General features: G+C 74.6%; 22 protein-coding genes, 1 tRNA gene and 1 pseudogene. 7 read left to right on the forward strand and 17 right to left on the reverse strand.

The window, feature by feature from the left end; translation table 11 throughout:
* Window positions 1-90: 90 nt before the first annotated feature.
* The gene (gene malQ / locus CGE01nite_RS02430; RefSeq protein ID WP_141368748.1) at window positions 91-2,220 is read left to right on the forward strand and encodes a 4-alpha-glucanotransferase; all 2,130 of its coding nucleotides are present in this window, start codon (window positions 91-93) and stop codon (window positions 2,218-2,220) included.
* Between the two features lie 105 nt (window positions 2,221-2,325).
* On the opposite strand, the gene pepN is transcribed toward malQ, so the two are convergent.
* Complete coding sequence (pepN, locus tag CGE01nite_RS02435; RefSeq protein ID WP_048341606.1) at window positions 2,326-4,917, reverse strand: aminopeptidase N; 2,592 nt, start codon at window positions 4,915-4,917, stop codon at window positions 2,326-2,328.
* A 212-nt stretch (window positions 4,918-5,129) separates the two neighbouring features.
* Here pepN and CGE01nite_RS02440 point away from each other — a divergent pair, with 212 nt between their 5' ends.
* The gene (locus CGE01nite_RS02440; RefSeq protein ID WP_048341607.1) at window positions 5,130-5,735 is read left to right on the forward strand and encodes a mycothiol-dependent nitroreductase Rv2466c family protein; all 606 of its coding nucleotides are present in this window, start codon (window positions 5,130-5,132) and stop codon (window positions 5,733-5,735) included.
* Between the two features lie 161 nt (window positions 5,736-5,896).
* Entirely contained in the window at window positions 5,897-6,412 is a 516-nt protein-coding gene (locus tag CGE01nite_RS02445; protein ID WP_048341608.1) for a hypothetical protein, read from the forward strand.
* 33 nt (window positions 6,413-6,445) lie between these two features.
* Here the strand turns inward: CGE01nite_RS02445 and CGE01nite_RS02450 are convergent, their stop codons facing one another.
* Complete coding sequence (locus tag CGE01nite_RS02450) at window positions 6,446-8,461, reverse strand: M13 family metallopeptidase (protein ID WP_141368751.1); 2,016 nt, start codon at window positions 8,459-8,461, stop codon at window positions 6,446-6,448.
* A gap of 57 nt (window positions 8,462-8,518) precedes the next feature.
* Here CGE01nite_RS02450 and CGE01nite_RS02455 point away from each other — a divergent pair, with 57 nt between their 5' ends.
* Window positions 8,519-8,965, forward strand: a complete 447-nt coding sequence (locus CGE01nite_RS02455; RefSeq protein ID WP_048341619.1) for a ribose-5-phosphate isomerase — start codon at window positions 8,519-8,521, stop codon at window positions 8,963-8,965.
* A 42-nt stretch (window positions 8,966-9,007) separates the two neighbouring features.
* Here the strand turns inward: CGE01nite_RS02455 and CGE01nite_RS02460 are convergent, their stop codons facing one another.
* The 5 genes from CGE01nite_RS02460 to CGE01nite_RS02480 all read right to left on the reverse strand — a co-directional run bounded on the left by CGE01nite_RS02460 (window position 9,008) and on the right by CGE01nite_RS02480 (window position 13,170).
* Window positions 9,008-10,273, reverse strand: coding sequence for a GNAT family N-acetyltransferase (locus CGE01nite_RS02460; protein WP_141368753.1), 1,266 nt, complete (start codon window positions 10,271-10,273; stop codon window positions 9,008-9,010).
* 40 nt (window positions 10,274-10,313) lie between these two features.
* Window positions 10,314-10,661: an MGMT family protein gene (locus CGE01nite_RS02465; RefSeq protein WP_048341611.1), complete on the reverse strand. Its 348-nt coding sequence runs from the start codon at window positions 10,659-10,661 to the stop codon at window positions 10,314-10,316.
* 45 nt (window positions 10,662-10,706) lie between these two features.
* A complete protein-coding gene (locus tag CGE01nite_RS02470) occupies window positions 10,707-11,744 on the reverse strand; it encodes an LLM class F420-dependent oxidoreductase (protein WP_141368755.1) in 1,038 nt (345 codons plus the stop codon).
* A gap of 70 nt (window positions 11,745-11,814) precedes the next feature.
* Entirely contained in the window at window positions 11,815-12,801 is a 987-nt protein-coding gene (locus CGE01nite_RS02475; protein WP_141368757.1) for a DUF1648 domain-containing protein, read from the reverse strand.
* Window positions 12,802-12,807: 6 nt separating this feature from the next.
* Window positions 12,808-13,170, reverse strand: coding sequence for a GntR family transcriptional regulator (locus CGE01nite_RS02480; RefSeq protein ID WP_048341614.1), 363 nt, complete (start codon window positions 13,168-13,170; stop codon window positions 12,808-12,810).
* A 69-nt stretch (window positions 13,171-13,239) separates the two neighbouring features.
* Between CGE01nite_RS02480 and CGE01nite_RS02485 the strand changes: the two genes are divergently transcribed.
* On the forward strand, window positions 13,240-13,728 hold the full coding sequence (locus CGE01nite_RS02485; RefSeq protein WP_170210867.1) for an NUDIX hydrolase: 489 nt from the start codon (window positions 13,240-13,242) through the stop codon (window positions 13,726-13,728).
* Window positions 13,729-13,755: 27 nt separating this feature from the next.
* Here the strand turns inward: CGE01nite_RS02485 and epsC are convergent, their stop codons facing one another.
* The 5 genes from epsC to CGE01nite_RS02510 form a co-directional block, all read right to left on the reverse strand.
* Window positions 13,756-14,340, reverse strand: a complete 585-nt coding sequence (gene epsC, locus CGE01nite_RS02490; RefSeq protein ID WP_048341615.1) for a serine O-acetyltransferase EpsC — start codon at window positions 14,338-14,340, stop codon at window positions 13,756-13,758.
* A gap of 80 nt (window positions 14,341-14,420) precedes the next feature.
* A complete protein-coding gene (gene cysK, locus CGE01nite_RS02495) occupies window positions 14,421-15,356 on the reverse strand; it encodes a cysteine synthase A (RefSeq protein WP_048341616.1) in 936 nt (311 codons plus the stop codon).
* A 463-nt stretch (window positions 15,357-15,819) separates the two neighbouring features.
* A complete protein-coding gene (locus tag CGE01nite_RS02500) occupies window positions 15,820-16,191 on the reverse strand; it encodes a hypothetical protein (protein WP_141368761.1) in 372 nt (123 codons plus the stop codon).
* A 235-nt stretch (window positions 16,192-16,426) separates the two neighbouring features.
* A complete protein-coding gene (locus tag CGE01nite_RS02505; protein ID WP_371857560.1) occupies window positions 16,427-18,151 on the reverse strand; it encodes a bifunctional 3'-5' exonuclease/DNA polymerase in 1,725 nt (574 codons plus the stop codon).
* Window positions 18,152-18,293: 142 nt separating this feature from the next.
* On the reverse strand, window positions 18,294-18,938 hold the full coding sequence (locus tag CGE01nite_RS02510) for an SGNH/GDSL hydrolase family protein (RefSeq protein WP_048342239.1): 645 nt from the start codon (window positions 18,936-18,938) through the stop codon (window positions 18,294-18,296).
* 75 nt (window positions 18,939-19,013) lie between these two features.
* Here CGE01nite_RS02510 and CGE01nite_RS02515 point away from each other — a divergent pair.
* A tRNA-Pro gene (locus tag CGE01nite_RS02515) sits at window positions 19,014-19,087 on the forward strand.
* 56 nt (window positions 19,088-19,143) lie between these two features.
* Here the strand turns inward: CGE01nite_RS02515 and CGE01nite_RS17525 are convergent.
* The 4 genes and pseudogenes from CGE01nite_RS17525 to CGE01nite_RS02525 all read right to left on the reverse strand — a co-directional run bounded on the left by CGE01nite_RS17525 (window position 19,144) and on the right by CGE01nite_RS02525 (window position 23,580).
* On the reverse strand, window positions 19,144-20,367 hold the full coding sequence (locus CGE01nite_RS17525) for a helix-turn-helix transcriptional regulator (RefSeq protein ID WP_371857561.1): 1,224 nt from the start codon (window positions 20,365-20,367) through the stop codon (window positions 19,144-19,146).
* A 1,179-nt stretch (window positions 20,368-21,546) separates the two neighbouring features.
* A pseudogene (locus CGE01nite_RS17530) lies at window positions 21,547-22,010 on the reverse strand (ATP-binding protein); the annotation flags it as partial.
* Window positions 21,992-22,234, reverse strand: coding sequence for a hypothetical protein (locus CGE01nite_RS16850; RefSeq protein ID WP_170210869.1), 243 nt, complete (start codon window positions 22,232-22,234; stop codon window positions 21,992-21,994). The gene CGE01nite_RS16850 and the pseudogene CGE01nite_RS17530, both read right to left, overlap by 19 nt.
* Window positions 22,235-22,398: 164 nt before the next feature.
* Complete coding sequence (locus CGE01nite_RS02525) at window positions 22,399-23,580, reverse strand: AAA family ATPase (RefSeq protein ID WP_141368767.1); 1,182 nt, start codon at window positions 23,578-23,580, stop codon at window positions 22,399-22,401.
* A 207-nt stretch (window positions 23,581-23,787) separates the two neighbouring features.
* On the opposite strand from CGE01nite_RS02525, the gene CGE01nite_RS02530 reads away from it, so the two are divergent.
* Window positions 23,788-24,249, forward strand: coding sequence for an iron chaperone (locus CGE01nite_RS02530; protein WP_141368769.1), 462 nt, complete (start codon window positions 23,788-23,790; stop codon window positions 24,247-24,249).
* A 29-nt stretch (window positions 24,250-24,278) separates the two neighbouring features.
* Here the strand turns inward: CGE01nite_RS02530 and CGE01nite_RS16855 are convergent, their stop codons facing one another.
* Window positions 24,279-24,851, reverse strand: coding sequence for a hypothetical protein (locus tag CGE01nite_RS16855; RefSeq protein ID WP_170210870.1), 573 nt, complete (start codon window positions 24,849-24,851; stop codon window positions 24,279-24,281).
* Between the last annotated feature and the right edge of the window lie 84 nt (window positions 24,852-24,935).

Genomic DNA, 24,935 nt, shown 5'->3' on the forward strand with positions numbered 1-24,935 from the left:
GCGACCGTCCGCACGGCCGCCCGAGCGAGACTCGCACGGTCCCGGCACGGGGCCCGCGCCGCGCGCGGACGGCTCTGGCAGGATCGTCGTGTGGTCGACGACTCCCCGGCACCCTCCGACGCGCTCCTGCGGCTCGCCGCCGCGCACGGGGTCGTGCCCGACCACTGGGGGTTCCACGGTGACCTGCGGCGCGCCTCGTCGGCGACGCTGCGCGCGATCCTCGCGGCCCTGGGGGTCGACGCGAGCTCGCCCGAGCGGATCGACCTCGCGCTCGCGCACGTCGACGACATGCCGTGGCGGCGCGTCGTGCCGCCCACGACCGTGGTGCGCGCCGGGCGGGAGCAGCACGTGCCGGTTCACGTCACGCACGGCGACCCGGTGCACGTCTGGCTCGAGCTGGACGCCGAGGCGGGCGGCGGTCGGCGCGACCTGGGGCAGGCGGACGTGTACGTCGAGCCCCGCACGGTCGACGGCCGGCAGGTCGGGCGCGCGACCTTCGTGATCCCCGGCGACCTGCCGCTGGGCTGGCACTCGATCCACGCGACCGGACCGAGCGCGGCCGCGCGCGGCGTCGTCGTCGTGACGCCCGACCGGCTCGAGCTGCCCGCCGGGCTGCGCGACGGACGCGCCTGGGGCTACATGGCGCAGCTCTACTCGGTGCGGTCGCGGCGCTCGTGGGGCGTGGGCGACCTCGCGGACCTCGCGGACCTCGGCTGGCTCGCGGCGCGCGAGACCGGCGCCGACTTCCTGCTCATCAACCCGCTGCACGCGGCCGAGCCGGTCGCGCCGCTCACGCCCTCGCCGTACCTGCCGAGCACCCGACGGTTCGTCAACCCGATCTACGTGCGGCCCGAGGCGGTCCCCGAGGCCGCTTACCTCACCGCTGCCGACCGCGCGCTCGTCGAGTGGGCCGCCGAGTCCGTGCTCCCGCTCGACCTCGAGGCCGGCCCGATCGACCGCGACGCGGCGTGGACCGCCAAGCGCACCGCACTCGACGTGATCTTCGCCCACCCGCGGTCGCAGCCGCGCGAGGCCCAGCTCGCCGCGTTCGTCGCGGAGCAGGGACCCGGGCTGCGGACGTTCGCGCTGTGGTGCGCGCTCGCGGAGAAGTACGGCAGCGAGACGATCCCGCCCGAGCTCGCGGACCCGGCGTCGCCGGCGGTGGCAGCCGAGGCGGAGGCGCTCGCGGACCGGGTGGACTTCCACGTCTGGCTGCAGTGGGTGGCCGACGAGCAGCTCGCGGCGGCGCAGCGGGCGGCCCGCGAGGGCGGCATGAGCATCGGGATCATGCACGACCTCGCCGTCGGCGTGCACCCCGCGGGTGCGGACGTCTGGTCGCTCGGCGACGTGCTCGCGCGCGGCGCGACCGTCGGTGCGCCTCCGGACATGTACAACCAGCAGGGCCAGGACTGGTCCCAGCCGCCGTGGCGGCCCGACGAGCTCGCGCGCGCGGGCTACGCGCCGTACCGCGACATGCTCCGCACCGTGCTGCGCCACGCGGGCGCGATCCGCATCGACCACGTGATCGGCCTGTTCCGGCTGTGGTGGATCCCCACCGGCGCCGCGCCGGGCGACGGAGCGTACGTCCGCTACGACCACGAGGCACTCGTCGGGATCCTCGCGCTCGAGGCGCGCCGTGCCGGCGCGATCGTGATCGGCGAGGACCTGGGCACGGTCGAGCCGTGGGTGCGCGACTACCTGTCCGAGCGGGGCATCCTCGGCACGTCCGTGCTCTGGTTCGAGAACGGTCCCGACGGCCAGCCGCTGCCCGCCGAGCACTACCGCCGGCTCGTCCTGGCCACGGTCACGACGCACGACCTGCCGCCCTCGGCGGGGTACCTCGCGGGCGAGCACGTCGCGATCCGTGAGCGGCTGGGTCTGCTCACGGATCCCGTGGCGGTGGTCCGCGCGCAGGCCGAGGCCGAGCGTGACCGGATGCTCGCCGCGCTGCGCTCGCGCGGCCTGCTCGGGCCCGACCCGTCCGAGCGGGAGGTCGTCGAGGCGTTGCACCGCTACGTGATGGCGACCCCGTCGGTGCTCGTCGGCGTCGCGCTCGCCGACGCGGTCGGGGAGCGGCGCGCGCAGAACCAGCCCGGGACGGACCAGGAGTACCCCAACTGGAAGGTGCCGCTCGCGGACTCGGTCGGGCAGGTCGTGCTCGTCGACGACCTGTTCGCCAACGCGCGCCTGCGCAGCCTCGCGGCGGTCCTCGACTCCTGAGGCTGGGTCGCCGGGCCCCCGCCCGACGATGGTCCTGCCGCTGTGCCGGGCCGGCCGGGCCCGAGCGTGCTGCTTCAGGCCCGGCCAGGCAGGGTCACCCTGCGGTCAGGCGCGGCGGCGGTCGGCCTCCTGCGCCGCGAGCGCGCGGCGCACGCCGTCGCGCGACTCGATGACGAGACGGCGCAGCGCGGGCGGGGCGTCGACGTGCGACTCGAGCCACGCGTCGGTGTGCGCGAGCACGTCGGCCCGCTCGTCGTCCGCGAGCGTCGTGGGGTAGAGGCCCACGACGACGTTCTGGGCGATCTCGTTGGTCTTGTCCTCCCACACGGTCGTCAGCGCGTCGAAGTAGGGGCCGACGAACGGCAGCAGCAGCCCCCGGTCGCGCACGCGGGTCAAGCCCGCGATCGTGGCGACCTGGATCGCGTTGGGCAGGTCGCTCTCGACGGCTGCCGCCCACGCCGCCGACTTCGCGGCAGGGGTGGGGATCGCGGCCCGGGCTGTGGCGGCGGCGCGCTCGCCGGTCGCCGTGGGGTCGTCCGCGAGCTGCGCGGCGATCTGCGTCTCGTCGGCGCGTCCGCCGGCCACGAGCGCGGTCAGCAGCTCCCAGCGGAGGTCGGTGTCGATCGTCAGGCCCTCGAACGAGGTCCGACCGTCGAGCAGGTCGGCGACCGCGTCGAGGTGCTCGGCGGTCGTGGCGCGCGCGGCGAAGCCCTTGACGAGCTGGAGCTGCAGGTCGGAGCCTGCGGCCGCGCCGCGGGCGAGCTCGAGCAGGCGGTCGGCGGCGGCCAGCGCGGTCGCCTCGCGGTGCTCGGGCGCGACGTAGAGGTCGAGCGTCGTCGTCAGCTGGCGCAGCAGGACGAGCACGACGGTCGAGTCGGTCTCGTGCGCGAGGTTGCCCAGGATCAGGTCGACGTAGTCGCGGCCCGGCGTCTCGCCGTCGCGCGTCGCGTCCCACGCCGCGGCCCAGATGATCGTCCGGGGCAGCGAGTCGTCGAAGTCGGACAGGTGCTCGATCGCCGCGGACAGCGACAGCTCGTCGAGCCGGATCTTGGCGTAGGCGAGGTCGTCGTCGTTCACCAGGACCAGCAGCGGGCGCTGGTTGCCGAGGAACGCGGGGACCTCGGTGCGCGGCCCGTCGATGTCGAGCTCGGCGCGCTGCGTCCGGACCAGCCGGCCGTCCACCAGGTCGTACCCGCCCACGGCGATGCGGTGCGGCCGCTGGACGGGGTGCTCGGCGGGGACCTCCTGGAGGATCGCGAACGACGTGACGATGCCGTGCGTGTCGACCTCGATCGAGGGGCGCAGCAGCGTCACGCCCGCCTTCTCGAGCCACAGTGCGGACCACGGCGACAGGTCGCGGCCCGAGGTCGCCTCGAGCTCGGTGAGCAGGTCGCGCAGCTCGGTGTTCCCCCACGCGTGCTTGGCGAAGTACGCCTGGACGCCCGCGAAGAACTCGTCCTGGCCCACCCACGCGACGAGCTGCTTGAGCACGCTCGCGCCCTTGGCGTAGGTGATGCCGTCGAAGTTGACCTCGACGTCCTCGAGGTCGCGCATGTCGGCGACGATCGGGTGCGTCGACGGCAGCTGGTCCTGCCGGTAGGCCCACGACTTCTCGAGCGAGGAGAACGTGGTCCACGCGTTCGTCCACCGCGTGGCCTGCGCGGTCGCGAGCGTCGAGGCGTACTCCGCGAACGACTCGTTGAGCCACAGGTCGTCCCACCAGCGCATGGTCACCAGGTCGCCGAACCACATGTGCGCGAGCTCGTGCAGGATCGTCACCGCGCGGCGCTCGACGGTCGCCTCGGGGACCTTGGAGCGGAACACGTAGCCCTCGAGGAACGTGACCGCGCCGGCGTTCTCCATCGCACCCGCGTTGAACTCGGGGACGAAGAGCTGGTCGTACTTCGCGAACGGGTAGGGCGCCGCGAACTTCTCCTCGTAGAACGCGAAGCCGCGGCGCGTGACGTCGAGGATCTCGTCGGTGTCGAGGTACTGCGCGAGCGACCCGCGGCAGTACACGCCGAGCGGGATCTCGCGACCGTCGGAGCTCGTGAGCGAGCCGTGCTCGTGGTGGTACGGCCCGGCGACCACGGCGGTCACGTACGACGACAGGAGCGGCGTGGTCTCGAAGGTCCACGTGGCCGTGCCCTCGTCGCGCCCGCCGTTGCGGTTCACGCCGTCGGGGACCGGGACGGGGTCGCCGACCTGCGGGTAGTTCGACACGACGACCCAGTGCGCCGGGGCCGTGACCGTGAACGTGAAGGCCGCCTTGAGGTCGGGCTGCTCGAACACCGCGAACACGCGGCGCGAGTCCGCGACCTCGAACTGCGAGTAGAGGTACACCTCGTCGTCGACCGGGTCGACGAACCGGTGCAGGCCCTCGCCGGTGTTCATGTACGCGCAGTCCGCGACCACGACGAGCTCGTTCTCGGCCGCGAGGCCGTCGAGCTGGATGCGGGACTCGGTGAACACCTGCGCGGGGTCCAGCGCGCTGCCGTTGAGCGTGATCTCGTGGACCGTCGGCGCGATGAGGTCGACGAACGTGCTCGAGCCGGGGATGGCCGAGAACCGCAGGACCGTCCGGGACGAGAACGTCGTCGGGCCGGTCGTCAGGTCGAGCGTCACGTCGTACGTGTGCGTCGTGACGGTCGCGGCGCGGTCGCGCGCCTCGGCTCGCGTGAGGTTCTCGGCGGGCACGGGTGCTCCTTCGCTCGGGGTGCAAGCTGCGCACGGCCCCGGTTCGGGCCGTGCGCCGATCATCCCACGCGTGCACGCGCGGACCCGGCGCGGCGTCTCGCCCGGTGAGGCGGCGGGAATGCCCGCGGCACGTGCGCGATTGTGGCTGACGACCGGCGATCGCCGGCCGCGCCGCGTCTGCGCGCGATCGAGCTGCTGCGAACGGAGACCTTGTGAGCGTCACGCCCGTCGTCGACTTCTGGTTCGACCCCGCCTGCCCCTGGGCGTGGATGACGTCCCGCTGGATCGACGAGGTCGCCGCCCAGCGCGACGTCGAGGTGCGCTGGCACGTCATGAGCCTCTCGGTGCTCAACGAGGGCCGCGACCTGCCCGAGAACTACCGGCGGCTCATGGACGAGTCCTGGGCGCCGGTGCGCGTGATCGTCGCGGCCGCGCGCGACCATGGCGACACCGTGATCAAGCCGCTGTACGACGCGATGGGCACGCGCCGCCACCCGGGCGGTCGCAGCGACACCGCGGCGATCATCGCCGAGTCGCTCGAGGAGGTCGGGCTGCCCGCCGAGCTCGCCGCGGTCGGCGGGACCACGGACGTCGACGACCTGCTGCGCGCGTCGCACGGTGAGGCGATCGCGCTCGTCGGCGACGAGGTGGGCACGCCCGTCGTCGCGATCGACGGCGTCGGCTACTTCGGTCCCGTGGTGACGCCCGCGCCGACCGGTCAGGCCGCGCTCGACCTGTTCGACGGGCTCGTGCTCATGACGCGCGTGCCGGGCTTCTACGAGCTCAAGCGCACGCGGACCTCCGGCCCGATCCTCTGACGCGTCGGCTGGTCGGGGTGCGCCGAGCGCCCCGACCAGCGCGACTGGCACGCCCCGTGCCGGTGGTGTGATGCTGTCCCGGCACGTCCCGCACCGGCGGGCCGTCGGCGCTGCGACGAACGCGCGCGGGCCACGTGCGCACACCACAGGAGGCACAGGCGATGGCGACGCAGCGGACGATCCGGACGTGGATGGCCGTCGACGCCGTCCTCGTGGTCGTGCTGCTCGTGCTCGTCGTCGGCCGCCTCGCGGGCGGTTCCGGCACCGACGACCAGGCCGGCCCCTCCGCGTCGCCCACCGTCCAGGTGCAGGGCCCGACCGCGCCCTCGACCGAGCCGGTGAGCTTCCGGCTGCCGAGCGGAAACATCGCGTGCACGCTCGCCCCGGGCGGCGTGACCTGCACGATCGCGAGCTTCACCTACAGGCCCCCGGCCGTCGCCGGGTGCGACGGCGACACCGGGCACGTGCTCGTGCTCAACGCCGACGGGTTCGCGTTCGACTGCGTCAACGGCCCGGCCCCCGCGGTGGCGGGCGACGACGTGCCCGTCCTCGAGTACGGCTCTCAGGTCACCTCGGGCGCCTACACCTGCTCGAGCGCGACCAACGGCGTGACGTGCACCGACGACCAGGGCGTCGGCTTCGTCCTCGCGCGTGCCTCCTGGCGAGAGCTGCCCTGACCCGAGGGCCGGGCAGCTCCCGCCGGCGACACCTCACCAGATGCGCACGCGCTCCTGCGGCGCCAGGTACAGGGCGTCGCCCGGCTGGACGTCGAACGCCGCGTAGTACTCGTCGACGTTGCGTACCACCCCGTTGCAGCGGAACTCGTCGGGCGCGTGCGGGTCGGTCGCGAGGCGGCGGATGACCTCCTCGTCGCGGCCCTTGGTGCGCCACGCCTGGGCCCAGCCCAGGAAGAACCGCTGCACGCCCGTGAGCCCGTCGATGACGGGGGCCTCCTCGAGCGGGCGTCCCAGCGCGATCCGGTAGGCCTTGAGCGCGATGGACAGCCCGCCCAGGTCGCCGATGTTCTCGCCGATCGTCAGCGCGCCGTTCACGTGGTGCGACCCGCCGAGCTGCGTGGGGGAGAACGCGTCGTACTGCGCGATCAGCGCGCTCGTGCGGCGCTCGAACTCCGCGCGGTCGTCGGCGGTCCACCAGTCCTCGAGGCGGCCCGTCCCGTCGTACTTGCTGCCCTGGTCGTCGAACCCGTGCCCGATCTCGTGCCCGATCACGGCGCCGATCGCCCCGAAGTTCACCGCGTCGTCGGCGTCGGCGTCGAAGAACGGCGGCTGCAGGATCGCCGCGGGGAAGACGATCTCGTTCATGCCCGGGTTGTAGTAGGCGTTGACCGTCTGCGGGGTCATGAACCACTCGTCGCGGTCGATCGGCTTGCCGATCTTCGCGAGCTCGCGATCGAGCTCGAACGCGTTCGCGCGGCGCACGTTCCCGACGAGGTCACCGGCCGCGACCTGCAGCGCCGAGTAGTCGCGCCACTTCGCCGGGTAGCCGATCTTCGGCGTGAACGCGTCGAGCTTGGCGAGCGCCTTGGCGCGCGTGTCCGGACCCATCCAGTCGAGCGCGGTGATCGACTCGCGGTACGCCTCGACGAGGTGCGCGACGAGCTCGTCCATGCGCTCCTTGTGCGACGGCGGGAAGTGCCGCGCGACGTACACCTCGCCGACGGCCTCGCCGAGCACGCCCTGCACGAGCGAGACGCCCCGCTTCCAGCGGTCGCGCAGCTCCTGGGCGCCCGTGAGCGTGCGGCCGTAGAAGTCGAAGTTGGCCTCGACGATCTCCTGCGTCAGGTACGGCGCGCGGTCGCTGATCACGTGGTACGAGAGCCACGCCTGCCAGTCCTCGAGCGGCGCGTCGGTCCACAGCTGCGCGAAGCCACGCGCGAAGTCGGGCTCACGCACGACGAGCTGCTCGAGCGCGCCCTGCGGCGCCCCGAGCGCCTGTGCCCACACGGGCCAGTCGAAGCCCGGCGCGCTGGTGGTGAGGTCCGCGAGCGTCGTCGGGTTGTAGGTCAGGTCCGCGTCGCGGTCCTTGACGACGTCCCAGTGGTGGGCCGCGAGCTTCGTCTCGAGGCCGACGACGCGCGCGGCGAGCTCGTCCGCGTGCTGCGCGTCGGTCGCGACGCCGCCGAGCCGCAGCATGCGCGCGACGTGCGGGGCATAGGCCGCCAGCACCGCGGCGTACTGCTCGTCGCGGTAGTACGCCTCGTCCGGCAGGCCCAGGCCGCCCTGGTTGAGGTAGACGACGTACCGCTCGGGGTCGTCGGCGTCGTTGTCGACCCACATGCCCACCGCGCCGCCCGCACCCGTGCGCTGCAGCGCGCCGAGGACGCCCGTGAGCTCGGCCTGCGAGGTGGCGCCGGCGACGAGCGCGAGGTCTGCGCGCAGCGGGTCGGTCCCCGCAGCCTCGATCGCGTCGGTGTCCATGAAGCTTGCGAACACCGCGCCGATCTTGGCGCCGACGCTCGCGGTGCCGGGCTCACCCGCCGACTGCTCCTGCGCGGACTGCTCGGCGTCCTGCGCGCCGAGGTCGGCGATGATGTCGCGGACGTGCTCCTCGGCCGCGTCGTGCAGCGCGCGGAAGGTGCCGTCCATCGCGCGGTCGGCCGGGATGACGTGCTGGGCGGCCCACCGCCCGTTCACGTGCCGGTACAGGTCGTCCTGGGGGCGGACGGTCGGGTCGAGGTCGGTCAGGTCGAGGCCGCTTCGCGTCATGTCGACAGCCTACGGACGACGGCGGGTGCACCCGCGCAGGTGCGGCAGGATGAGGCCATGCGTATCCACATCGGTTCCGACCACGCCGGTTTCGAGCTCAAGGTCGCGCTCGTCGAGCACCTGCAGGCCGCAGGGCACGACGTCGTGGACCACGGCGCGCACGAGTACGACGCCCAGGACGACTACCCGCCGTTCTGCTTCGCCGCGGGCGAGGCCGTCGTCGCGGAGCCCGGCTCGCTCGGCGTCGTGCTCGGCGGCTCGGGCAACGGCGAGCAGATCGCCGCGAACAAGGTCGTCGGCGTGCGCGCCGCGCTCGCGTGGAACCAGGCCACCGCGACCCTCGCGCGCCAGCACAACGACGCGAACGTGATCGCGATCGGCGCTCGCCAGCACTCGGTCGACGAGGCGCTCGAGCTGGTCGACGCGTTCCTCGCCGAGCCGTTCAGCGGCGACCCCCGGCACCAGCGCCGCATCGACCTCCTCGCGGAGTACGAGGCGCGCTGACGCCGGGGGGGGGCGGCCCGGACCCTCAGCGTCCGGCGGGCCTCAGAACACCCAGCTGCAGACGGGGGCGAGCGGCCAGCCGAAGGCCGCCGCCGCCGGCAGCAGGGTGCCCGGGGTCACCTCGGTGACCAGGCCCGCGCTCGCGAGCGCGGCGAGCGAACGCCCGCCGAGGTACGCGGCACCGAGCTCACGCACGTCGAGCCGCAGGTCCGGCTCGTCGTCGGTCGTGGCCACCTCGGCGGGGTAGCCGTCGGCGCCCGCCTCACCGGTCGTGAGCCGCCAGCGGCCCGCGTTGGCAGGAAGGCGCGCGTCGGTGACCTCGAGGACGAGGTCGACCGGCGCGCTGTACCGACGCGCGGTGAGCGCGGCGGGCAGGTCGAGCAAGCGGACCCAGATGTTGTCCGCGATGCGCGGGACGGCACCCCGGGGATCCACGAGCAGCCCGAGCAGCGGGTCGTCGGCGGGGAGCATGCCGCTGGAGACCTCGGCCGTGAGGTCGAGGTCCAGCACGAACGACCACAGGCGGTGCGCGGCGGCCGCGTCGGTCGCGACGGCCTCCCGGATCAGCACCGGGTAGCGCGGCCCGGGGTCGGCCCACGTCTCCTTGCGGCGCAGCAGCGCGTAGGCGCGCGGATCGCCCGCCTCGTCGTGCACCGTGACGATGCGCAGCGGCTCGCCGCCGTCGCGCCACGCGGGCGGGTCCACGACGCGACCGCGGCGCATCGCGTCGGTCGGGCGCGTGACCCAGCCCGGCCGCCCGGCGCCTGCCGCGACGTGCACGGCGTGCACGAGGTCGGTGTGCTTGTCGGGGTCGGCCGAGTCGAAGCGCACGGTCAGCGACTCGCTGCCCGGCACGTCGCGCAGCTTCGCGCCGCGCGGGATCTTGACCCGCACGTCGTGGGCGGCCGCGCCGTAGCCGAACCGCCCGTAGATGGCCATCTCCGCGGCGAACAGCGCCGAGACGGGCTCGCCGCGCTCGAGCGAGCGGGCGAAGTGGAAGTCGATCATGGCGGACAGCAGCCCGCGCCGGCGCTCGTCGGGTCGCACGCCGACCCACGTCAGGCCGGAGCAGGCGACCTCGCCGCCGGGGACGGGCAGGTCGAAGTCGTAGGACGCGTGCACGGCCGCCAACGTGCCGTCGGGGCGCTCGACCGCGGCGGTGCGGTCCCAGGGGAGCTGGTCGGGGACGATCTCGCTCGTCTTCTCGTCGGGCTCGAAGGCGAACGCGAGGTGGTCGACGGCGACGAACTCCCGCTTGCGGTCGTGCGGGACGGCGACGGTGCGGTATCCGGGCGGCAGAGGCGTCATGGAGACATCGTGGCCCGGCCGGGGGGCTGTCGGCACGTCCTTATCGAGCGGCGTCCGCGGTGTCGTCGGGGAACCAGATCGCACGCCGCAGCGCGACGCGTGAGCCGTCCGCGACCAGGGACGTCCCCTCGGCGCGCAGCTCGACGAGCGCGCGCTGCAGGTGCCGTGCCGGCGGTGCGCCGGAGGCGTTGACCACGCGCCACCACGGCACGCCGCCGCCGGCGCGTGCCATCACCTGGCCGACCTGACGCGGCCCGCCGCGCGCGGGCTCACCCGCGGCGACGAACCGCTCGGCCACGACCTCGGCCACCGTGCCGTACGTCATCGCGCGGCCGGCGGGGATGGTCGCGACGAGGTCGAGCACGGCCTCCAGGTACGCGTCGTCCACGGCGTCGAGTGTGCCGGACGCGCCGGCCTGTCCGCGTGCGGCGCGTCAGTCGCCCTGCAGGACGGCGGCGACGGCCGGCAGCGTGCGCGGGTCGCCCTGGACGACGAGCGTCGTGATCGCGGTCGAGCGCCACGCGGGGAGCTGGGCGCGCACGTCGTCGGGCGTGCCGACGAGCGCGACGTCCCGGACGAGATCGACGGGCACGGCCGCGGCTGCCCGCGCCTTGTCGCCGGCGAGGTAGTGCGCCTGGATCTCGTCGCACACCTGCGCGTACCCGAGCCGGTCCAGCACGTTGCGGTGGAAGTTGGCGCCCTTGGCGCCCATCCCGCCCGCGTACAGCGCGACGAACGGGCGGATCTGCTCGGCCGCGGCCTCGACGCTCTCGCCGAGCACCACCGGCACGGGCGCGACGACCTCGAAGCCCGCGGGGTCGCGGTCGTCGGACCGTGCAGCGAAGCCGTCGGCCAGCAGCGCGCGGTACTCGGCGTCCATGCGCGGCGAGTAGAACATCGGCAGCCAGCCGTCCGCGATCTCCGCCGCGAGAGCGACGTTCTTGGGCCCCTCGGCGGCCAGGTGGATGGGCAGGTCCGCACGTAGCGGGTGCACGGTGGGCTTGAGGGCCTTGCCGAGGCCCATGCCCTCGTCGGACGGCAGCGGGAGGCGGTAGAACGCGCCGTCGTACGCCACCGGGGCCTCGCGCGCGAGGACCTGGCGGACGACGGCGACGAACTCGCGCGTGCGGGCCAGCGGGCGCGGGTACGGCTGGCCGTACCAGCCCTCGACCACCTGCGGCCCGGACGCGCCGAGCCCGAGCACGAACCGGCCGCCCGACAGGTGGTCGAGCGTGAGCGCGGCCATCGCCGTGGCGGTCGGTGTGCGGGCCGAGATCTGCGCGATCGCGGTGCCGAGCCGCACGCTCGTCGTGCGCGACCCCCACCACGCGAGCGGCGTGAACGCGTCCGAGCCGTACGCCTCGGACGTCCACACGGAGTCGAAGCCGAGGCGCTCGGCGGCGATCACGGTCTCGAGCGCGCCGGGCGGCGGGCCCGCGGACCAGTACCCCAGCGAGTAGCCCAGTCGCATCCCGGCCTCCAGTGACGTCGTCGTCGCGCCGCAGGCCCTGCGGCGCGGTCAGGTTACCGGTCGGTACTTCTCACGCGCGTGCGCGGTCCGCGAGCGTGTTGAGCAGCGCGGCCGCGGTCGCGGCGTCGTCGACCGTCACGACGAGCACACGCCCGCCGGTGCGGTGCACCTCGACGGCCTGCCCGGCGCGCAGCGCGAGCGCCGAGCGCCCGCCGCGGCCGAGCCGGTAGCCCCAGCCGCCGAACTCGCGCAGCGGGCGGACGTCGACGACGGCGGCACGCTCGACCTCGTCCAGGGGGACCCGCACCGTCGGCCAGCCGACGAGCGAGCGCGCCTGCAGGCCCTTGTCGTCGACCGTCACGCGCCACACGAGCGTCACCGCGAGCAGCGCTGCGAGGATGACGGGCACGACGAGCACGGGCCAGGCGCCGAGTGCGACGACGAGCACGACCGACGCCGTGATCGCGACCACGGCGCTCACGACCGCGGCGGGAGCCGTGACGGTGCGGCTCCACGCGGCGCGCTGCGTGGCGGACAGGGGCACCCGCGGGGCGTCGGGGTCGACGCGTGCGCTGGTCGGCAGCGGCGCGTCACGCGGGACGAGCAGCGCCGCGGCGATGCCGACGGCCAGCGCGCCGAGCAGGGCCCCCACGATCGTGCCGCCCACGCCGGGCGCCTGGGCCGCGTCGGCCAGCCCGCGCTGCGCCGAGAGCGTGCCGAGCAGGATCAGCGCGAACAGCGTGCCCAGGCCGGCGGAGGTCGCCACGGCGATCCGGCGCATCGCGCCGTCCCGGCCGGCCCAGAACGCCATCGCCCACGCGCCGACGCACAGCACGAGCCCGAGCAGCAGCGGGGCGAGCGCCCCGCCGAACGAGGAGAACCCGTCGGGGCCGTCCGTGCCCCAGTGGGTCGCGACCGGGTCCGGCAGCTCGTCGCGCCACGAGAGCGCGACGAGCGCGCCGCCCGCCAGGAGCGCGACGGGCAGCACGAGGCCGAGCAGCGTCGAGCTGAGCCGGTGGGGGACCGGGGTCCGGACAGGGGTGGCCAACGCGGTCATGGGGGGTCAGTCCTCCGGGTTCTGGTGGAAGGCGTTCTGCAGCAGGGCGACCGCGACGGCCGGCGACACACCGGCGGTGCGGGCGGCGTCGACGAGGGCCGCGACGGGCGCGGCGAGCGCGGTGTAGTCGGGGTGCGCGGAGATCACCGCGCCGCGGCCGCGGCGCAGGTCGACCAGGCCCTCGTCGCGCAGGTCCTGGTAGGCGCGCAGCACGGTGTGCACGTTGACGTCGAGCGAGCTCGCCAGCACGCGTGCGGGCGGCAGCCGGTCGCCCGTGTGCAGCTCGCCGGCGGACACGGCAGCGCGCACCTGGGCGGCGATCTGCGTGAAGAGCGGCTCGTCGCGCGCCGGGTCGATGGTCCAGAGCATGCGAACAGCCTATTTGTTACCCAACAACTAGAACAAGTGCCGAGCAGGCGGGGAGTACGGTCGCGTGTCGTGGCGCAGATCCAGCACGTGACCAGGCTCGCGGCCTACGGCCTCGTCGAACGGGAGGGCCTCGTGCTCCTGGCGCGCGCGGGCGTCAGGTCCGACCTCCCGGGGACGTGGTGGCTGCCCGGGGGCGGTGTCGAGCACGGCGAGCACCCGGAGCAGGCGGTCGTGCGCGAGCTGCAGGAGGAGACGGGTCTCGCCGTCCGGGTCGCCGGGGAGCCGGCGATCCTGTCCGACCTGCTCGACATCCGGGCGCGCGGGATCCTGATGCACTCGGTGCGGCTGTGCTACCCGCTCGTCGTCGAGGCCGGCGAGCTGCGCGCCGAGGTCGACGGCACGACGGACGACGTCGCCTGGGTGCCGCGCGAGCGCGTCGCGTCCCTGTCGACGCTCCCGTTCGTCAGGCGTGCGCTCGGTCTGCCGGCACCGGACCCCGGCCGTGTCGTCGTGATCGACGCCGGACGGCTCGTCGACGAGGGTCCGGACGGCGACTGAGGCACCGCGCGCCCTGGACGCGCGACGTCAGATGTAGATGGCCGGGTCGTCGATCTCGGCGTCGAACGGCGCGGCGACGGGGCGCAGGCGGACCTGGGCAGGGACGCCCACCGCGATCGCGCCCGCGGGCACGTCGTGGATCACGACCGCGTTCGCGCCGACCTGCACGTCGTCGCCGATCCAGACGGGCCCGAGGATCTTGGCGCCCGCGCCCACCACGACGTTGTCGCCGAGCGTGGGGTGACGCTTGCCCTTGCGCATGGCCTTGCCGCCGAGCGTCGAGCCGTGGAACAGGACGACGTCGTCCCCGACCTCCGCGGTCTCGCCGATCACCACGCCCATCCCGTGGTCGATGAAGAGCCGACGCCCGAGCCGCGCGCCGGGGTGGATCTCGATGCCCGTCAACGCCCGCACGAGCTGCGACAGCAGGCGCGCCGGGAGACGCAGCGACGGCTCACGCCACATCGCGTGCGCGACGCGGTAGGTCCAGACGGCGTGCACGCCCGGGTAGGCGAGGGCGACCTCGAGCGCCGAGCGGGCCGCGGGGTCGCGACGGCGCGCGGCCTCGAGGTCCTCGCGGAACGTGGCGACGAAGTGCTGCAGCGAAGGCATGGGACCTGGCTCTCGGGGGACGAGGGGGTGAGCGGGACGGTCGCGCCCCGGCCGCACGCGGCGGCCGGGGCGCGTGCCGCTCAGTCGAGCAGGTCGGCGTAGAGGATCGTCGACAGGTAGCGCTCACCGAACGACGGGATGATCGCGACGATCAGCTTGCCCGCGTTCTCCGGACGCTCCGCGAGCTGCTTCGCGGCGGCGAGCGCGGCACCCGAGGAGATGCCCACGAGCAGGCCCTCCTCGGCAGCGGCACGGCGAGCGAACGTCACGGCCGTCTCGGCGTCGATGTCGATGACCTCGTCGTACACCGAGGTGTCGAGGATCTCCGGCACGAAGTTCGCGCCGATGCCCTGGATCTTGTGCGGGCCGGGCTGGCCGCCGTTGAGGATCGGCGACTCGGCGGGCTCGACGGCGACGATCGTGACGTCGGGCTTGCGCTCCTTGAGCACCTGTCCGACACCCGTGATGGTGCCGCCCGTGCCGATGCCCGCGACGAGGATGTCGATCTGGCCGTCGGTGTCGGCCCAGATCTCCTCGGCCGTCGTCTTGCGGTGGATGGCGGGGTTGGCCTCGTTCGCGAACTGGCGGGCCAGGATCGCGCCCGGACGCTCGGCGACGATCTCGTTGGCGCGGTTGACCGCACCCTTCATGCCCTCGGAGCCCGGCGTGAGGATGAGCTCGGCACCGAACGCCCGCAGCAGGGCGCGGCGCTCCTTCGACATGGTCTCCGGCATCGTCAGGACGACGTCGTAGCCGCGCGCGGCGCCGACGAACGCGAGGGCGATGCCCGTGTTGCCCGACGTCGCCTCGACGATCGTGCCGCCCGGCTTGAGCTCGCCCGACGCCTCGGCCGCGTCGATGATCGCGACACCGATGCGGTCCTTGACCGAGCTGGCCGGGTTGTAGAACTCGAGCTTGCCGACGACCGTGGCGGGGGCGCCGTCGGTGATCTTGTTGATGCGGACCAGCGGGGTGTTGCCGATGAGCGCGGTCGCGTCGTCGTAGATGCGTGCCATGGTTCCTCTTCGGTCGAGCCGACGCGGGTGCGGCGGCGGATGCGGGGGACTTGTCTGACGGGTACGAGCGAGAGCGGAGCTCTCAGGTGGCTGCGCCGGCGGTCGACGCCGGGGTGCGGACGGGCCGCCGGGGCGAGCGCTGGCGCACAGGACACGCCCACCGGGGAAGGGTGTCGTCGCGCGCGGGAGCCAGCGCTCTACCGACAGCGACAACAGGGCGCCACGAAGGCGCGCAGCGAGGAGGCAGGGGCGGACATCCGCTCGCTCATGCTCTCCTCCAAGGGCGGTCCGGGGACCGCAGTCGTTGGTGACCGTAGCGTCAACGCCATACCGGGCGCAAAGGTTCCCGCGCCTCGGACGCAGGTCAGGCGGTCCGGGCCGGCGCACAGCACGACGCCCGCCCCGGGGTCCCGGGGCGGGCGTCGGTTCCGCAGCGTGCGGCGGGTCGCAGAGCGGGAGGCGGTCAGGCCTTCTTCTCGGCGGTCAGCGTGATGACGGTGCCGACGGGGACGACTCCCTCGATCGGGTCCTGGCCCACGACGAGGTACACCGTCTCGGGCTCGGGCGTGATCTCGTTGCCGTCGGCGTCGACGACCTTGGTCTCGAGCCCGCGCAGACCCAGCGTGTCGATCGCGGTCTGGAGCTGGATGTGCGTGACGTCGAGCACCTCGGCCTCGGTGGGCGCCTCGGTCGCCTCGGGCGTGGCGGCCGCGCTCGAGGTGGCCTCGGCGGTCGCGGTGGTGTCGGTGGTCGCGTCGTCGGACGAGCAGCCGGCCAGCAGGAGCGTGGCGGCGGCGGCGAGCGCGACAGCGGTACGAACGGCAGACGACTTCATACGGAGAGATCCCCTTGGAACGATGCGTGTGGACGTCGCGGCGCGAGGCGCTGCGGTGCGGGCTCGGCGGCCCGGTTCGCTTCGACCCTAGGCATGACCACTGACACCTGTCGCCGGGATATCGGGCGATCCCGGACGATCGCGACCGTCTCGCTCGTCACACCTGGGCGCCCGCGCGCCTCGGCTGGGTCCTTCGTCCGCCGACCCGCGTCCGGTATCCGGGTTGAGGCGCAGGTCAGCGCGGTGCGTCGCGGCGCAGGGTCGCGGTGTCCTTCGCGGTGTCGTACGCCGTGGCCACGCCCACCGCGAGCGGGAACTCGATCGGGAAGCTCCCGAAGAGCAGCCGCCCCGCGGCGGTGGCCGCCTCGACGACGGCGTCCGCGACCGCCTCGGCGAACGGCGCCGGGCAGTGCACGACGAGCTCGTCGTGCAGGAAGTACACGAGGTGCGGCCGCCCGACGAACGGCGCGCGGACCGCGCCGGGTGCGTCCTCGTCGACCCCCATCGCCCACAGCCGGCGCCGGAGCTCGGCGATCCAGCACAGCGCCCACTCCGCCGCCGTGCCCTGCACGACGAAGTTGCGCGTGAAGCGCCCCCAGGCCCGCGTCTGGGCGCGGGCCTGCGACTGTGCGCCGTCGCTCGCGTCGGGGTCGAGCGCGTCGGCCTGGACCTGCAGCCATGCCGCGCCGGGCCGCGGGGAGCTGCGACCCAGCAGGGTCGAGACGATCTCGCCGCGCTCACCCGCGCGCGCGGCCTCCTCGACCAGGCCCGTCGCACGCGGGAACGCCTGGAGCAGTCGCGGCAGCACGCTCGCGCTCGCACCCGTCGTCCCGCCGTACAGCGCGCCGAGCATGCCCACCTTGGCGAGTGCCCGCTCCGGCACGACACCTGCCTCGACGATCCCCGCGTACAGGTCGCGGCCCGCGCCGGCCGCAGCCATGCGCTCGTCGTGCGCCATGCCCGCGAGCACGCGCGGCTCGAGCTGGGCGGCGTCCGCGACGACGAGGCGCCACCCCGGGTCCGCGCGCACCGCCGTGCGCAGCGTGCGGGGGATCTGCAGCGCGCCGCCGCCCGACGAGCCCCACCGGCCGGTGACGACCCCGCCCACGACGTACTCGGGCCGGAACCGCCCGTCGACGACCCACTCGTCGAGCCAGGCCCAGCCGTTGGCGCTGTGCAGCCGCGACAGCTTCTTGTACTCCAGCAGCGGGGCGATCGCCGGGTGGTCGAGGTTCGCGAGCTCCCACTGGCGCGTCGAGCTCACCGGCAGCCCGACGCGGCGCAGCGCGCGCAGCACGTCGGGCAGCGAGTCGGGGTTGAGAGTCGGCGCGTCGAGCTCGGTGCGCACCCGGGCGGCGAGGCGCTCCATCTCGGGCGGGCGCGAGCCACGCGCGGGACGCGGCCCGAGCCGAGAGCGCAGCACCTCGTCGTGCACGTCTGCGTCCCACGGGAGCCCCGCGTGCCGCATCTCGGCCGCCGCGAGAGCGCCCGCCGACTCGCCCGCGACGAGCAGCCGGAGCCGGCCCGCGACAGCGCTGCCGGCGATCGCGCTGCCCGCGACGGCCGCGTCCTGAGCGGCGAGCTCCGCGAGGCACGCGTCGACGTCGGGCGTCCGCGCGAGCTCGGCGGGCACGGCCGCCGACGAGTCGCCGGGGTGCTCGTCGGACGCGGCGTCGCCGTCCGTGGCCTCGAACAGCGTCGTCGGTGCGGCCGGACCCGGCTCGGCGGGTGCCGCCGCCGGCTCGTCGAACGCACCCGCCGCGCCGGTCGCCAGGGCCGACGACGCGGTCGCGACGGAGGCGCGCAGCAGGCGGTGCGTGAGGCGCAGGTCCAGGCAGCGCTCGACGCGCACGCCGTCGGCCAGCAGCCGCGGGTACCACGCGGTCGTGTCCGCCCACGCCCAGCGCACGGCTCGCTCGGTGCCCAGCACCGCGTCGCGAGCCGGCGCCTCCGGTGCCACGACCGCGACCACGGCGCGCGGCTCGGGGTCCCGCGCGCCCGGGTGTGCCACGACGACGATCACGTCACGAGCCTGCCGCACACCGCCGACACCGTCGTCCCGCCTGACCCGCCGCGGTGCGGTGAGGGCGCTCGGTGCCGGGTCAGGCGGGCAGGCCGAGCCGGTTGAGCCACGCCTCGGCCAGCAGCCCGTTGCCCGCGGGGGTCAGGTGCACGCCGTCCGTGGTCCAGTGCTCCGCGCTCGCGGCGATCGTGGCCTCGGCGAACATCGAGTCGGCCTCGAGCAGCACCGCGCCGTACTCGCCGGCGAGCCGACGCACGACCTCGATGCGGGGGTCCAGGTCCTCGCGCCACGCCTCCTGCTGCGGGCTGAGCGGCAGGAGGAACGGCTCGACGAGCACGAAGCGCACGTCGAGGCGCTCGCGCGCCGAGTCGAGCAGCGCCCGATAGGAGTCCTCGTACTGCTCGGTGCTCGTCGCCCGGCCCTGGTCGTAGCGGCGCCAGGTGTCGTTGATGCCGACGAGCAGCGAGATGACGGTCGGCTCGAGGGCGAGCGCGTCGGCCTCCCAGCGCTCGCGCACCAGAGCGGCCGTGTCGCCGCCGACGCCGCGGTTGTGGAACCGCAGGCCGAGGTCGGGCCGTCGGGCGCCCGCGAGCGCCGCTGCGACTGCGACCCAGCCGTGCCCCAGGCTCTCCGGGTCGTCCCGGTCGCGGCCCCAGTCGGTCAGGGAGTCGCCTTGGAACAGCACACGGTCGCCGCGGGTGAGGAACGTCGTCACGGGCGACATCCCATCACAGGCGAGGTCGTCCGGGCGGGCGCGGCCCGTCCCCTAGGCTGGGTGCCGCGCGGGCCGCCCGCGTGACGGGGTGTGGCGCAGGTTGGTAGCGCGTCCGCTTTGGGAGCGGAAGGTCGCCGGTTCGAATCCGACCACCCCGACGTCTGACCCACCGGGTCTGCCACGCAGCTGCGCGCGGCGAGCCGCACGGGCCGGCTCAGCGCGAGCCTATGAGCCCGCGCCGGTGGGCCACGTCCACCGCCTCGGCGCGGCCCGAGACCTCGAGCTTGGCGAGCACGTTCGAGACGTGCACCGAGACGGTCTTGCCGGAGATGAACAGGCGCCGCCCGATCTGGTTGTTCGACAACCCCTGGGCGACGAGCTCGAGCACCTCCGCCTCGCGTGCCGTGAGCACGTCCGAGCCGGCGGTCCGCGCGCCGGGCAGGGCCAGCCGGCCGCGCCGGGCGAGCTCCCTGATCGCCGTGGCGAGCGGGACCGCACCCATGTCCTCGGCGTCCGCGAGCGCGCGCGCCGCCTCGAGCGCGGCCTCGTCGCGGTCGCCGGACAGCAGCAGCGACTCGGCCAGGCGCCACCGCGAGCGTGCCTCCTCGTAGCGGTAGCCGTACCCGAACGCGTCGACAGCCGCGCGCCAGAGCTCGACCGTGCCGGGAGGCGACCCGAGCAGGCGCGCGTGCTCGGCGCGACCTCGTGCCGTCCACGCGAGGCCCTCGGGCCCGACCTTGCGACCGGGCGGCAGTGGGCGCTGAGCGGTCTGCTCGATACGCGTCGCGAACCGCTCGCCGGCCGCGACGCGCGCGCCCGGGTCCCGTCCGCGGACGCGGTCCTCCTGCGCGGCGTCGGCGAGGGCGGCCAGCGCGATCGACGACAGCCAGATGCCCGCGAAGAACAGGGGGAGCCAGGCCTTCTCCAGGTGGGCGATGACGCGGTCGACAAGCTCGACCGACTCGTCGAAGCGGCCCCGCCACGCGAGCGCGTCGGCGCCGCAGCCACCGGCGACGTGCGCGATCGCCGTGTCGCGGGACCACAGGGGTTCGAGCCTGCGGCACCGCTCGACGACGTCGCTCTCGCCGCGCGCCGTGGCGGCGTACAGCACGATGAGGTCGAGGAAGCCGCCGTCGTCGTCGGCCCGTTCCGGGACCTGGACGGGTGTGAGGTCCCCGCGTACGTAGGCGACGAGCGCCGCATACCCCGCGAGGTCGAGGCCGTGCGTCGTGTTGGTGAGGCCCGTGGCGCGCGCGCGCTCCACGCCGGTCGCGGCGAGCCGCGCGGCACCGTCGAGGTCGCCGACGTCGTAGCGCGACGACGCCATGTTCTGCAGGATCCGCAGTTCCGTCGTCGTGTCGCCCACCGCGCGCGCGGCGTCGAGGGCCTGGGCCAGGATCTGGTCCGCGCGGTCCGCGTCGTCCGACGCGACCAGCATCGCGAGCGAGGTCAGGGCGTCGGACTCGGCGTCGAGCGCACCCACGTTGCGCGCCACGTTGAGGGCCTCCTGGACCACGTCGAACGCCTCGACGTCCCGGTCCAGCCAGACGAGCGAGCGCGCGTGCGTGGCGAGCGCCCACGCACGAGCGGCGCTCGGGGTCGGGCCGAGCTCGTCGAGCGCGAGCGAGGTCTCGGCCAGCGCCTGCTTCGCGCGATCGAGGGCCTGCAGGTGCCGCGCGAGGCGGGTGCGCAGGGGAGCGCGTGCCTCGTCGTCGGCCGCCTCGACCGCGGACCGCGCGAGCTGGACCGCGCGGTCGCGCCGTGCGGCGTTGCCCGCGGCGTTCGCCGCGGCGGTGAGCGTCGCGACGCGCGAACCGGCGTCCGGCACCGCGTCCCAGAGCCGCAGCGCGACCTCGAGGTGCCGCAGCTCCTCCTGGGGTGCGAGCAGCTCGTGCGCCTGCTCGGCGGCCGCGAGGGACGCCTCGAGTGCTGTGGGCAGGTCGGGTGCCGCGAGCGCGTGGGTCGCGAGCTCGGCGGGACCACCGAGCGCGGGGTCGGCACGCAGCACCCGGACGTAGGCGCGGTGCAGCGACGAACGCTCGCCGGGCAGGAGGTCCGCAGCGATGGCCTCCGCGAGCAGGGCGTGCCGGAACGCGAGGTGGCCGTCCTCGACGCCCAGCACGTGCTGGCCCACGGCCTCGCGCAGCGCCCCGTCGACGTCGAGCTCGGGGGAGGCGACGCGGGCGGCGGCGCGCAGCACGGGTTCGGCGACGCGCCGTCCCGCGACCGCGGCCACGCGTGCGAGCTGCTGGACCTGCGGGTCGACCTGCTCGATGCGCGCGCGCAGCACGTCCGCGAGCGAGCCGGGCAGCGCGTCGCCGTCCGCGGACTCGAGCAGCTCCTGCGCGAAGTACGCGTTGCCACCCGAGCGCTCCGTGACGCTCCGGACGACCTGCTCGGCGACCGCGTGGCCTGTGAGCGCCGCGGCGAACTGCGCGACCTCGTCGGCGGTGAACGGCGGCAGCTCGACGCGCGTCACGCGCGGGTGGCGGGCCAGCTCGGCCGCCACCGGCCGCCACGGGTGCCGACGGTGCAGGTCGTCGGTGCGGTAGGAGATGACGAGGAGCACGTGCTCGCGAGCCAGGCGCGCGACGAGGAAGCGCAGCACGTCGCGGCTCGACGCATCGGCCCAGTGCGCGTCCTCGACGGCCACGAGCAGCGGCCGCCCGGGACGCCCGACGGCGGCGAACAGCTCGGCGAGACCCTCGAACAGCTGGAGCTGGTCGCCGTCGTCCGCGCCCGAGTCCCCGGACCCGCGCACGAGGCGCCCGAGCGCAGGGCGCCGTCGAGCGTCGCGGCGACCGCGTCCGGGTCGATCTCGCGCAGGCGTGAGACGGCCTCGGCGAACGGCAGGTACGGCAGGCCGATCTCGCCGAGCTCGACGCAGTGCGTCACGACGACCGTCGCGTCGCTCGTCGTGCTGGCCAGGTGACGCAGCAGTGCCGACTTCCCGACGCCCGCATCCCCGGCGAGCAGAACCGCGCCGGGCACGCCGGAGCCCGCCCGTCGCAGCGCGTCCGTGAGGACGTCGACCTGCTCCGAGCGGGCGACGAAGGGGGTGCTCATCGGGCCGCGGACCATGCCCCCGATCCTCGCAGCGACCACCCACGCGTGACACCACCGAACGCCCGGCGGACAGCGCTCGTCGTCGTCCCGGCGGGGCCGGCCGCACCCGGCGAGCGCCCGTGCCGCCGCGCGGCCGCACGTCCACCCGACCGCGTCCGCGAGCGCGCGTCACGCAGGTCGGTGGCCGCCTGCTGCAGCCGGTAGGTCAGCTCTGCCTCGATGTCCCACAGCTCGCTCATGTCGGTTCCCTCCCCACGGGTGCCGCCGGTGCGCCACCCTCGGTCTCGACTCTGGTGCTGAGGCGACGTGCGGGGGATCGGGCGATCGACCAGTCCTTCCTGAGGGCGCCCGGCCCGGTGCGTCTGAGGTACCTCAGACGCAGGTGAGCTGCGGCGGCGGCCGCTCAGCGCGAGGGCCACTGCCACGCGGGCTGGTCGAGCGGCCCTTCGCACCCGGCCACCACCGTCTCGCCGTTCTCCAGCAGCAGCGCGACGTCGTGGACGTCGCGCGCGGACAGCCCGTCACGGGCGTCGGCGCGCAGGGCGGCGGCCAGCTCGTCCGAGTGGGTCACGACGACCACCTGCGAGTCCCGGCTGGCGCGCCGCACGAGCTGGGCCAGCGCGGGCAGCACCTCGGGGTGCAGGCTCGTCTCCGGCTCGTTGAGCACCATGAGCTCGGGCGGGCGAGGCGTCAGCAGCGCCGCGACCCACAGCAGGTAGCGCAGCGTGCCGTCGGACAGCTCGCCGGCCTCGAGCGGTCGCAGCAGCGACTCGCGGTGCAGCTCGAGCGCGAACCGGCCGTCGATCGCGCGTACCACGGCGCGGGCGCCCGGGAACGCCCGCTCGACGTACTCGTCGATCTCGTCACCGCGCCCGAGCTCGCGAGCCGTCTCGAGCGCGGCAGCGAGGTCGCGCCCGTCGTGCGCAAGGGCGGTCGTCCGGGTCCCGACGCGCACCTGACGTGCGGGCGCGTCGGCGTCGGTGCGCAGGTGGTCGTAGAACCGCCAGCCGCGCAGCCGCTCGCGCACCGCGACCACCTCCGGCGCGCCGGTCGGGTCGACGACCTCGGACAGCATCGAGTCGTACGGGCGCAGCCGTCCACCCACCGGTTGCCACGTGCCCTCGTCGTCCCGGACGCGCACGGCAGGACCGCGGCGCTCCGCGAGCGTGGTCGCCGGGCGCAGCAGGGGACCGGACCAGATCGTCTCGACCTTGATCTCCGGGTCGAGCATGAACGGCGACCCGCCGTCCTGCGGGAGCCCGAGGTCCACCGCGTAGCCGAGCTCCTGCGGGCTCGCGAAGCCCAGCCGCAGCGCGACCGGGCGGGCGCGCACCGTGCCCTGCGCGGTGCCGCCCCTGCGCCGCGTCCCGTGCTCGGGTCCCGCCCACAGCGTCGAGCGCAGCCCGCCCTCGCGTGCGACTGCACCCACCGCGCCGCCGAGCGCGCACTCTGCCAGCAGGCGCAGCGCGCGGTAGACGCCGGACTTGCCGGTCCCGTTCGCGCCCGTCACGACCGTCAGCCGGCCGAGCGGCAGGACGAGCTCGCGCAGCGAGCGGTAGCCCTCCACGGCCATGGTCTCGATCACGTGCACTCCCCGGTGTCGCGGTGACCTGCGCGGTCAGCGTGCCATGGCGGTGCGACACCGCGTCGGTGCTGTCGGCAGGCGCCGCTCGTGCGCGGGGTCGGACGCCGCTCGTCGGGCGCGCAGTCGATCGATCAGGATTCGAGAAGCGGCGCCGCGTGCCCGGTCCGTAGCGTGGTCGCAACGACGAGGACCACGAAGGAGACAGCGATGAGCAGCACGACGTCGACGTCCGGATCCACCACCGACACGTTCACCGCCGACGAGCGCGCGGCGATGAAGGAGCGCGCGGCCGAGCTCAAGGCGCAGTCCGGCCGCGCGGGCAAGGCCGCCAAGGCCGCGGACCTCGAGGCCGAGGTGCTCGCGAAGATCGCCGAGATGCCCGACGACGACCGCGTGATCGCCGAGCGCATCCACGCGATCGTCCGTGCCGAGGCGCCCGACCTGGCGCCGCGCACCTGGTACGGCATGCCTGCCTACGCGAAGGACGGCAAGGTGCTGTGCTTCTTCAAGGCCGCGGCGAAGTTCAAGACGCGCTACGCGATCCTGGGCTTCGAGGAGCCCGCGGCGCTCGACGACGGCCCGATGTGGCCGACGTCCTACGCCGTGACCGAGCTGACCGACGAGGTCGAGGAGGCCATCGCCGCCCTGATCCGCCGCGCGGTGGCATGACGTCGGGCGCTCGGTAGGCGCCGGGCCCGTCACCGACCAGCGGCGAGCTCGTCCACGGTCAGCGGCGCGTCGGCCTCGATCGTGATGTCGTCCGCCAGCGGGTGCTCGAGCGAGTCGTCGGCGGCGATCTCAGGCGACAGCACCGCTGAGGTCGACCACTGCGCGAACCCGGCGCCGGTGTCGAAGACCTGCACGTCGAAGTCGACGGTCGTCTCGCCCCCGCCGGTCAGTGCCGAGATCGCGACGGGGTCGGCGACGAGCTCGAAGCTGCCGTCCGACCTGGTCAACGTCGCGGCGATCATGACCAGCTCGACGCTGTCCCCGACTTGCTGCTGGCCGAGCGCCTCGTGGTCGGGCCACGCCATCGCCATCACGGGAACCCCGGCTCCAGCGCCGGTCACCGTGCCGGCGGTGAGCACGGGGCCGTCGAGCTCAGGCGAGGGAGTCACGTCCACCCACCCGGCGAGCGTCTCGAGCTGCTCGGCGGTGGAAGGGCGCGGGCCCACGTCGGCGGGCGCGGACGGGCCGATCAGCGCAGCGGCAGTCAGTACCGCACCGCACACCAGCGTCGCGCCCGACAGGCGCTTGACCAAGGACGACATGTGCTTCCCCCTGTTCGTCGCCCCGCGCAGCGCGCAGCGACGAGACGAGTAGAGCACCGGAGCAGACCCTCGTGTGCGGGTTTG

The sequence above is a fragment of the Cellulomonas gelida genome, assembly GCF_006538725.1.
GTDB lineage: Bacteria > Actinomycetota > Actinomycetes > Actinomycetales > Cellulomonadaceae > Cellulomonas > Cellulomonas gelida.

Bases quoted from the DNA above. Each gene is read 5' to 3' on its own strand.
- CGE01nite_RS02445 (WP_048341608.1), top strand. From the start codon at position 5,897: ATGGCGACGCAGCGGACGATCCGGACGTGGATGGCCGTCGACGCCGTC.
- epsC (WP_048341615.1), bottom strand. From the start codon at position 14,340: ATGCCTTCGCTGCAGCACTTCGTCGCCACGTTCCGCGAGGACCTCGAG.
- CGE01nite_RS02460 (WP_141368753.1), bottom strand. From the start codon at position 10,273: ATGACGCCTCTGCCGCCCGGATACCGCACCGTCGCCGTCCCGCACGAC.
- CGE01nite_RS02500 (WP_141368761.1), bottom strand. From the start codon at position 16,191: ATGAAGTCGTCTGCCGTTCGTACCGCTGTCGCGCTCGCCGCCGCCGCC.
- CGE01nite_RS16855 (WP_170210870.1), bottom strand. From the start codon at position 24,851: ATGTCGTCCTTGGTCAAGCGCCTGTCGGGCGCGACGCTGGTGTGCGGT.
- CGE01nite_RS02530 (WP_141368769.1), top strand. From the start codon at position 23,788: ATGAGCAGCACGACGTCGACGTCCGGATCCACCACCGACACGTTCACC.
- CGE01nite_RS02450 (WP_141368751.1), bottom strand. From the start codon at position 8,461: ATGACGCGAAGCGGCCTCGACCTGACCGACCTCGACCCGACCGTCCGC.
- CGE01nite_RS02480 (WP_048341614.1), bottom strand. From the start codon at position 13,170: ATGCTCTGGACCATCGACCCGGCGCGCGACGAGCCGCTCTTCACGCAG.
- CGE01nite_RS02475 (WP_141368757.1), bottom strand. From the start codon at position 12,801: ATGACCGCGTTGGCCACCCCTGTCCGGACCCCGGTCCCCCACCGGCTC.
- CGE01nite_RS02510 (WP_048342239.1), bottom strand. From the start codon at position 18,938: ATGTCGCCCGTGACGACGTTCCTCACCCGCGGCGACCGTGTGCTGTTC.
- CGE01nite_RS17525 (WP_371857561.1), bottom strand. From the start codon at position 20,367: ATGCTGGTCGCGTCGGACGACGCGGACCGCGCGGACCAGATCCTGGCC.
- CGE01nite_RS02455 (WP_048341619.1), top strand. From the start codon at position 8,519: ATGCGTATCCACATCGGTTCCGACCACGCCGGTTTCGAGCTCAAGGTC.
- CGE01nite_RS02470 (WP_141368755.1), bottom strand. From the start codon at position 11,744: ATGCGACTGGGCTACTCGCTGGGGTACTGGTCCGCGGGCCCGCCGCCC.
- CGE01nite_RS16850 (WP_170210869.1), bottom strand. From the start codon at position 22,234: ATGAGCGAGCTGTGGGACATCGAGGCAGAGCTGACCTACCGGCTGCAG.
- cysK (WP_048341616.1), bottom strand. From the start codon at position 15,356: ATGGCACGCATCTACGACGACGCGACCGCGCTCATCGGCAACACCCCG.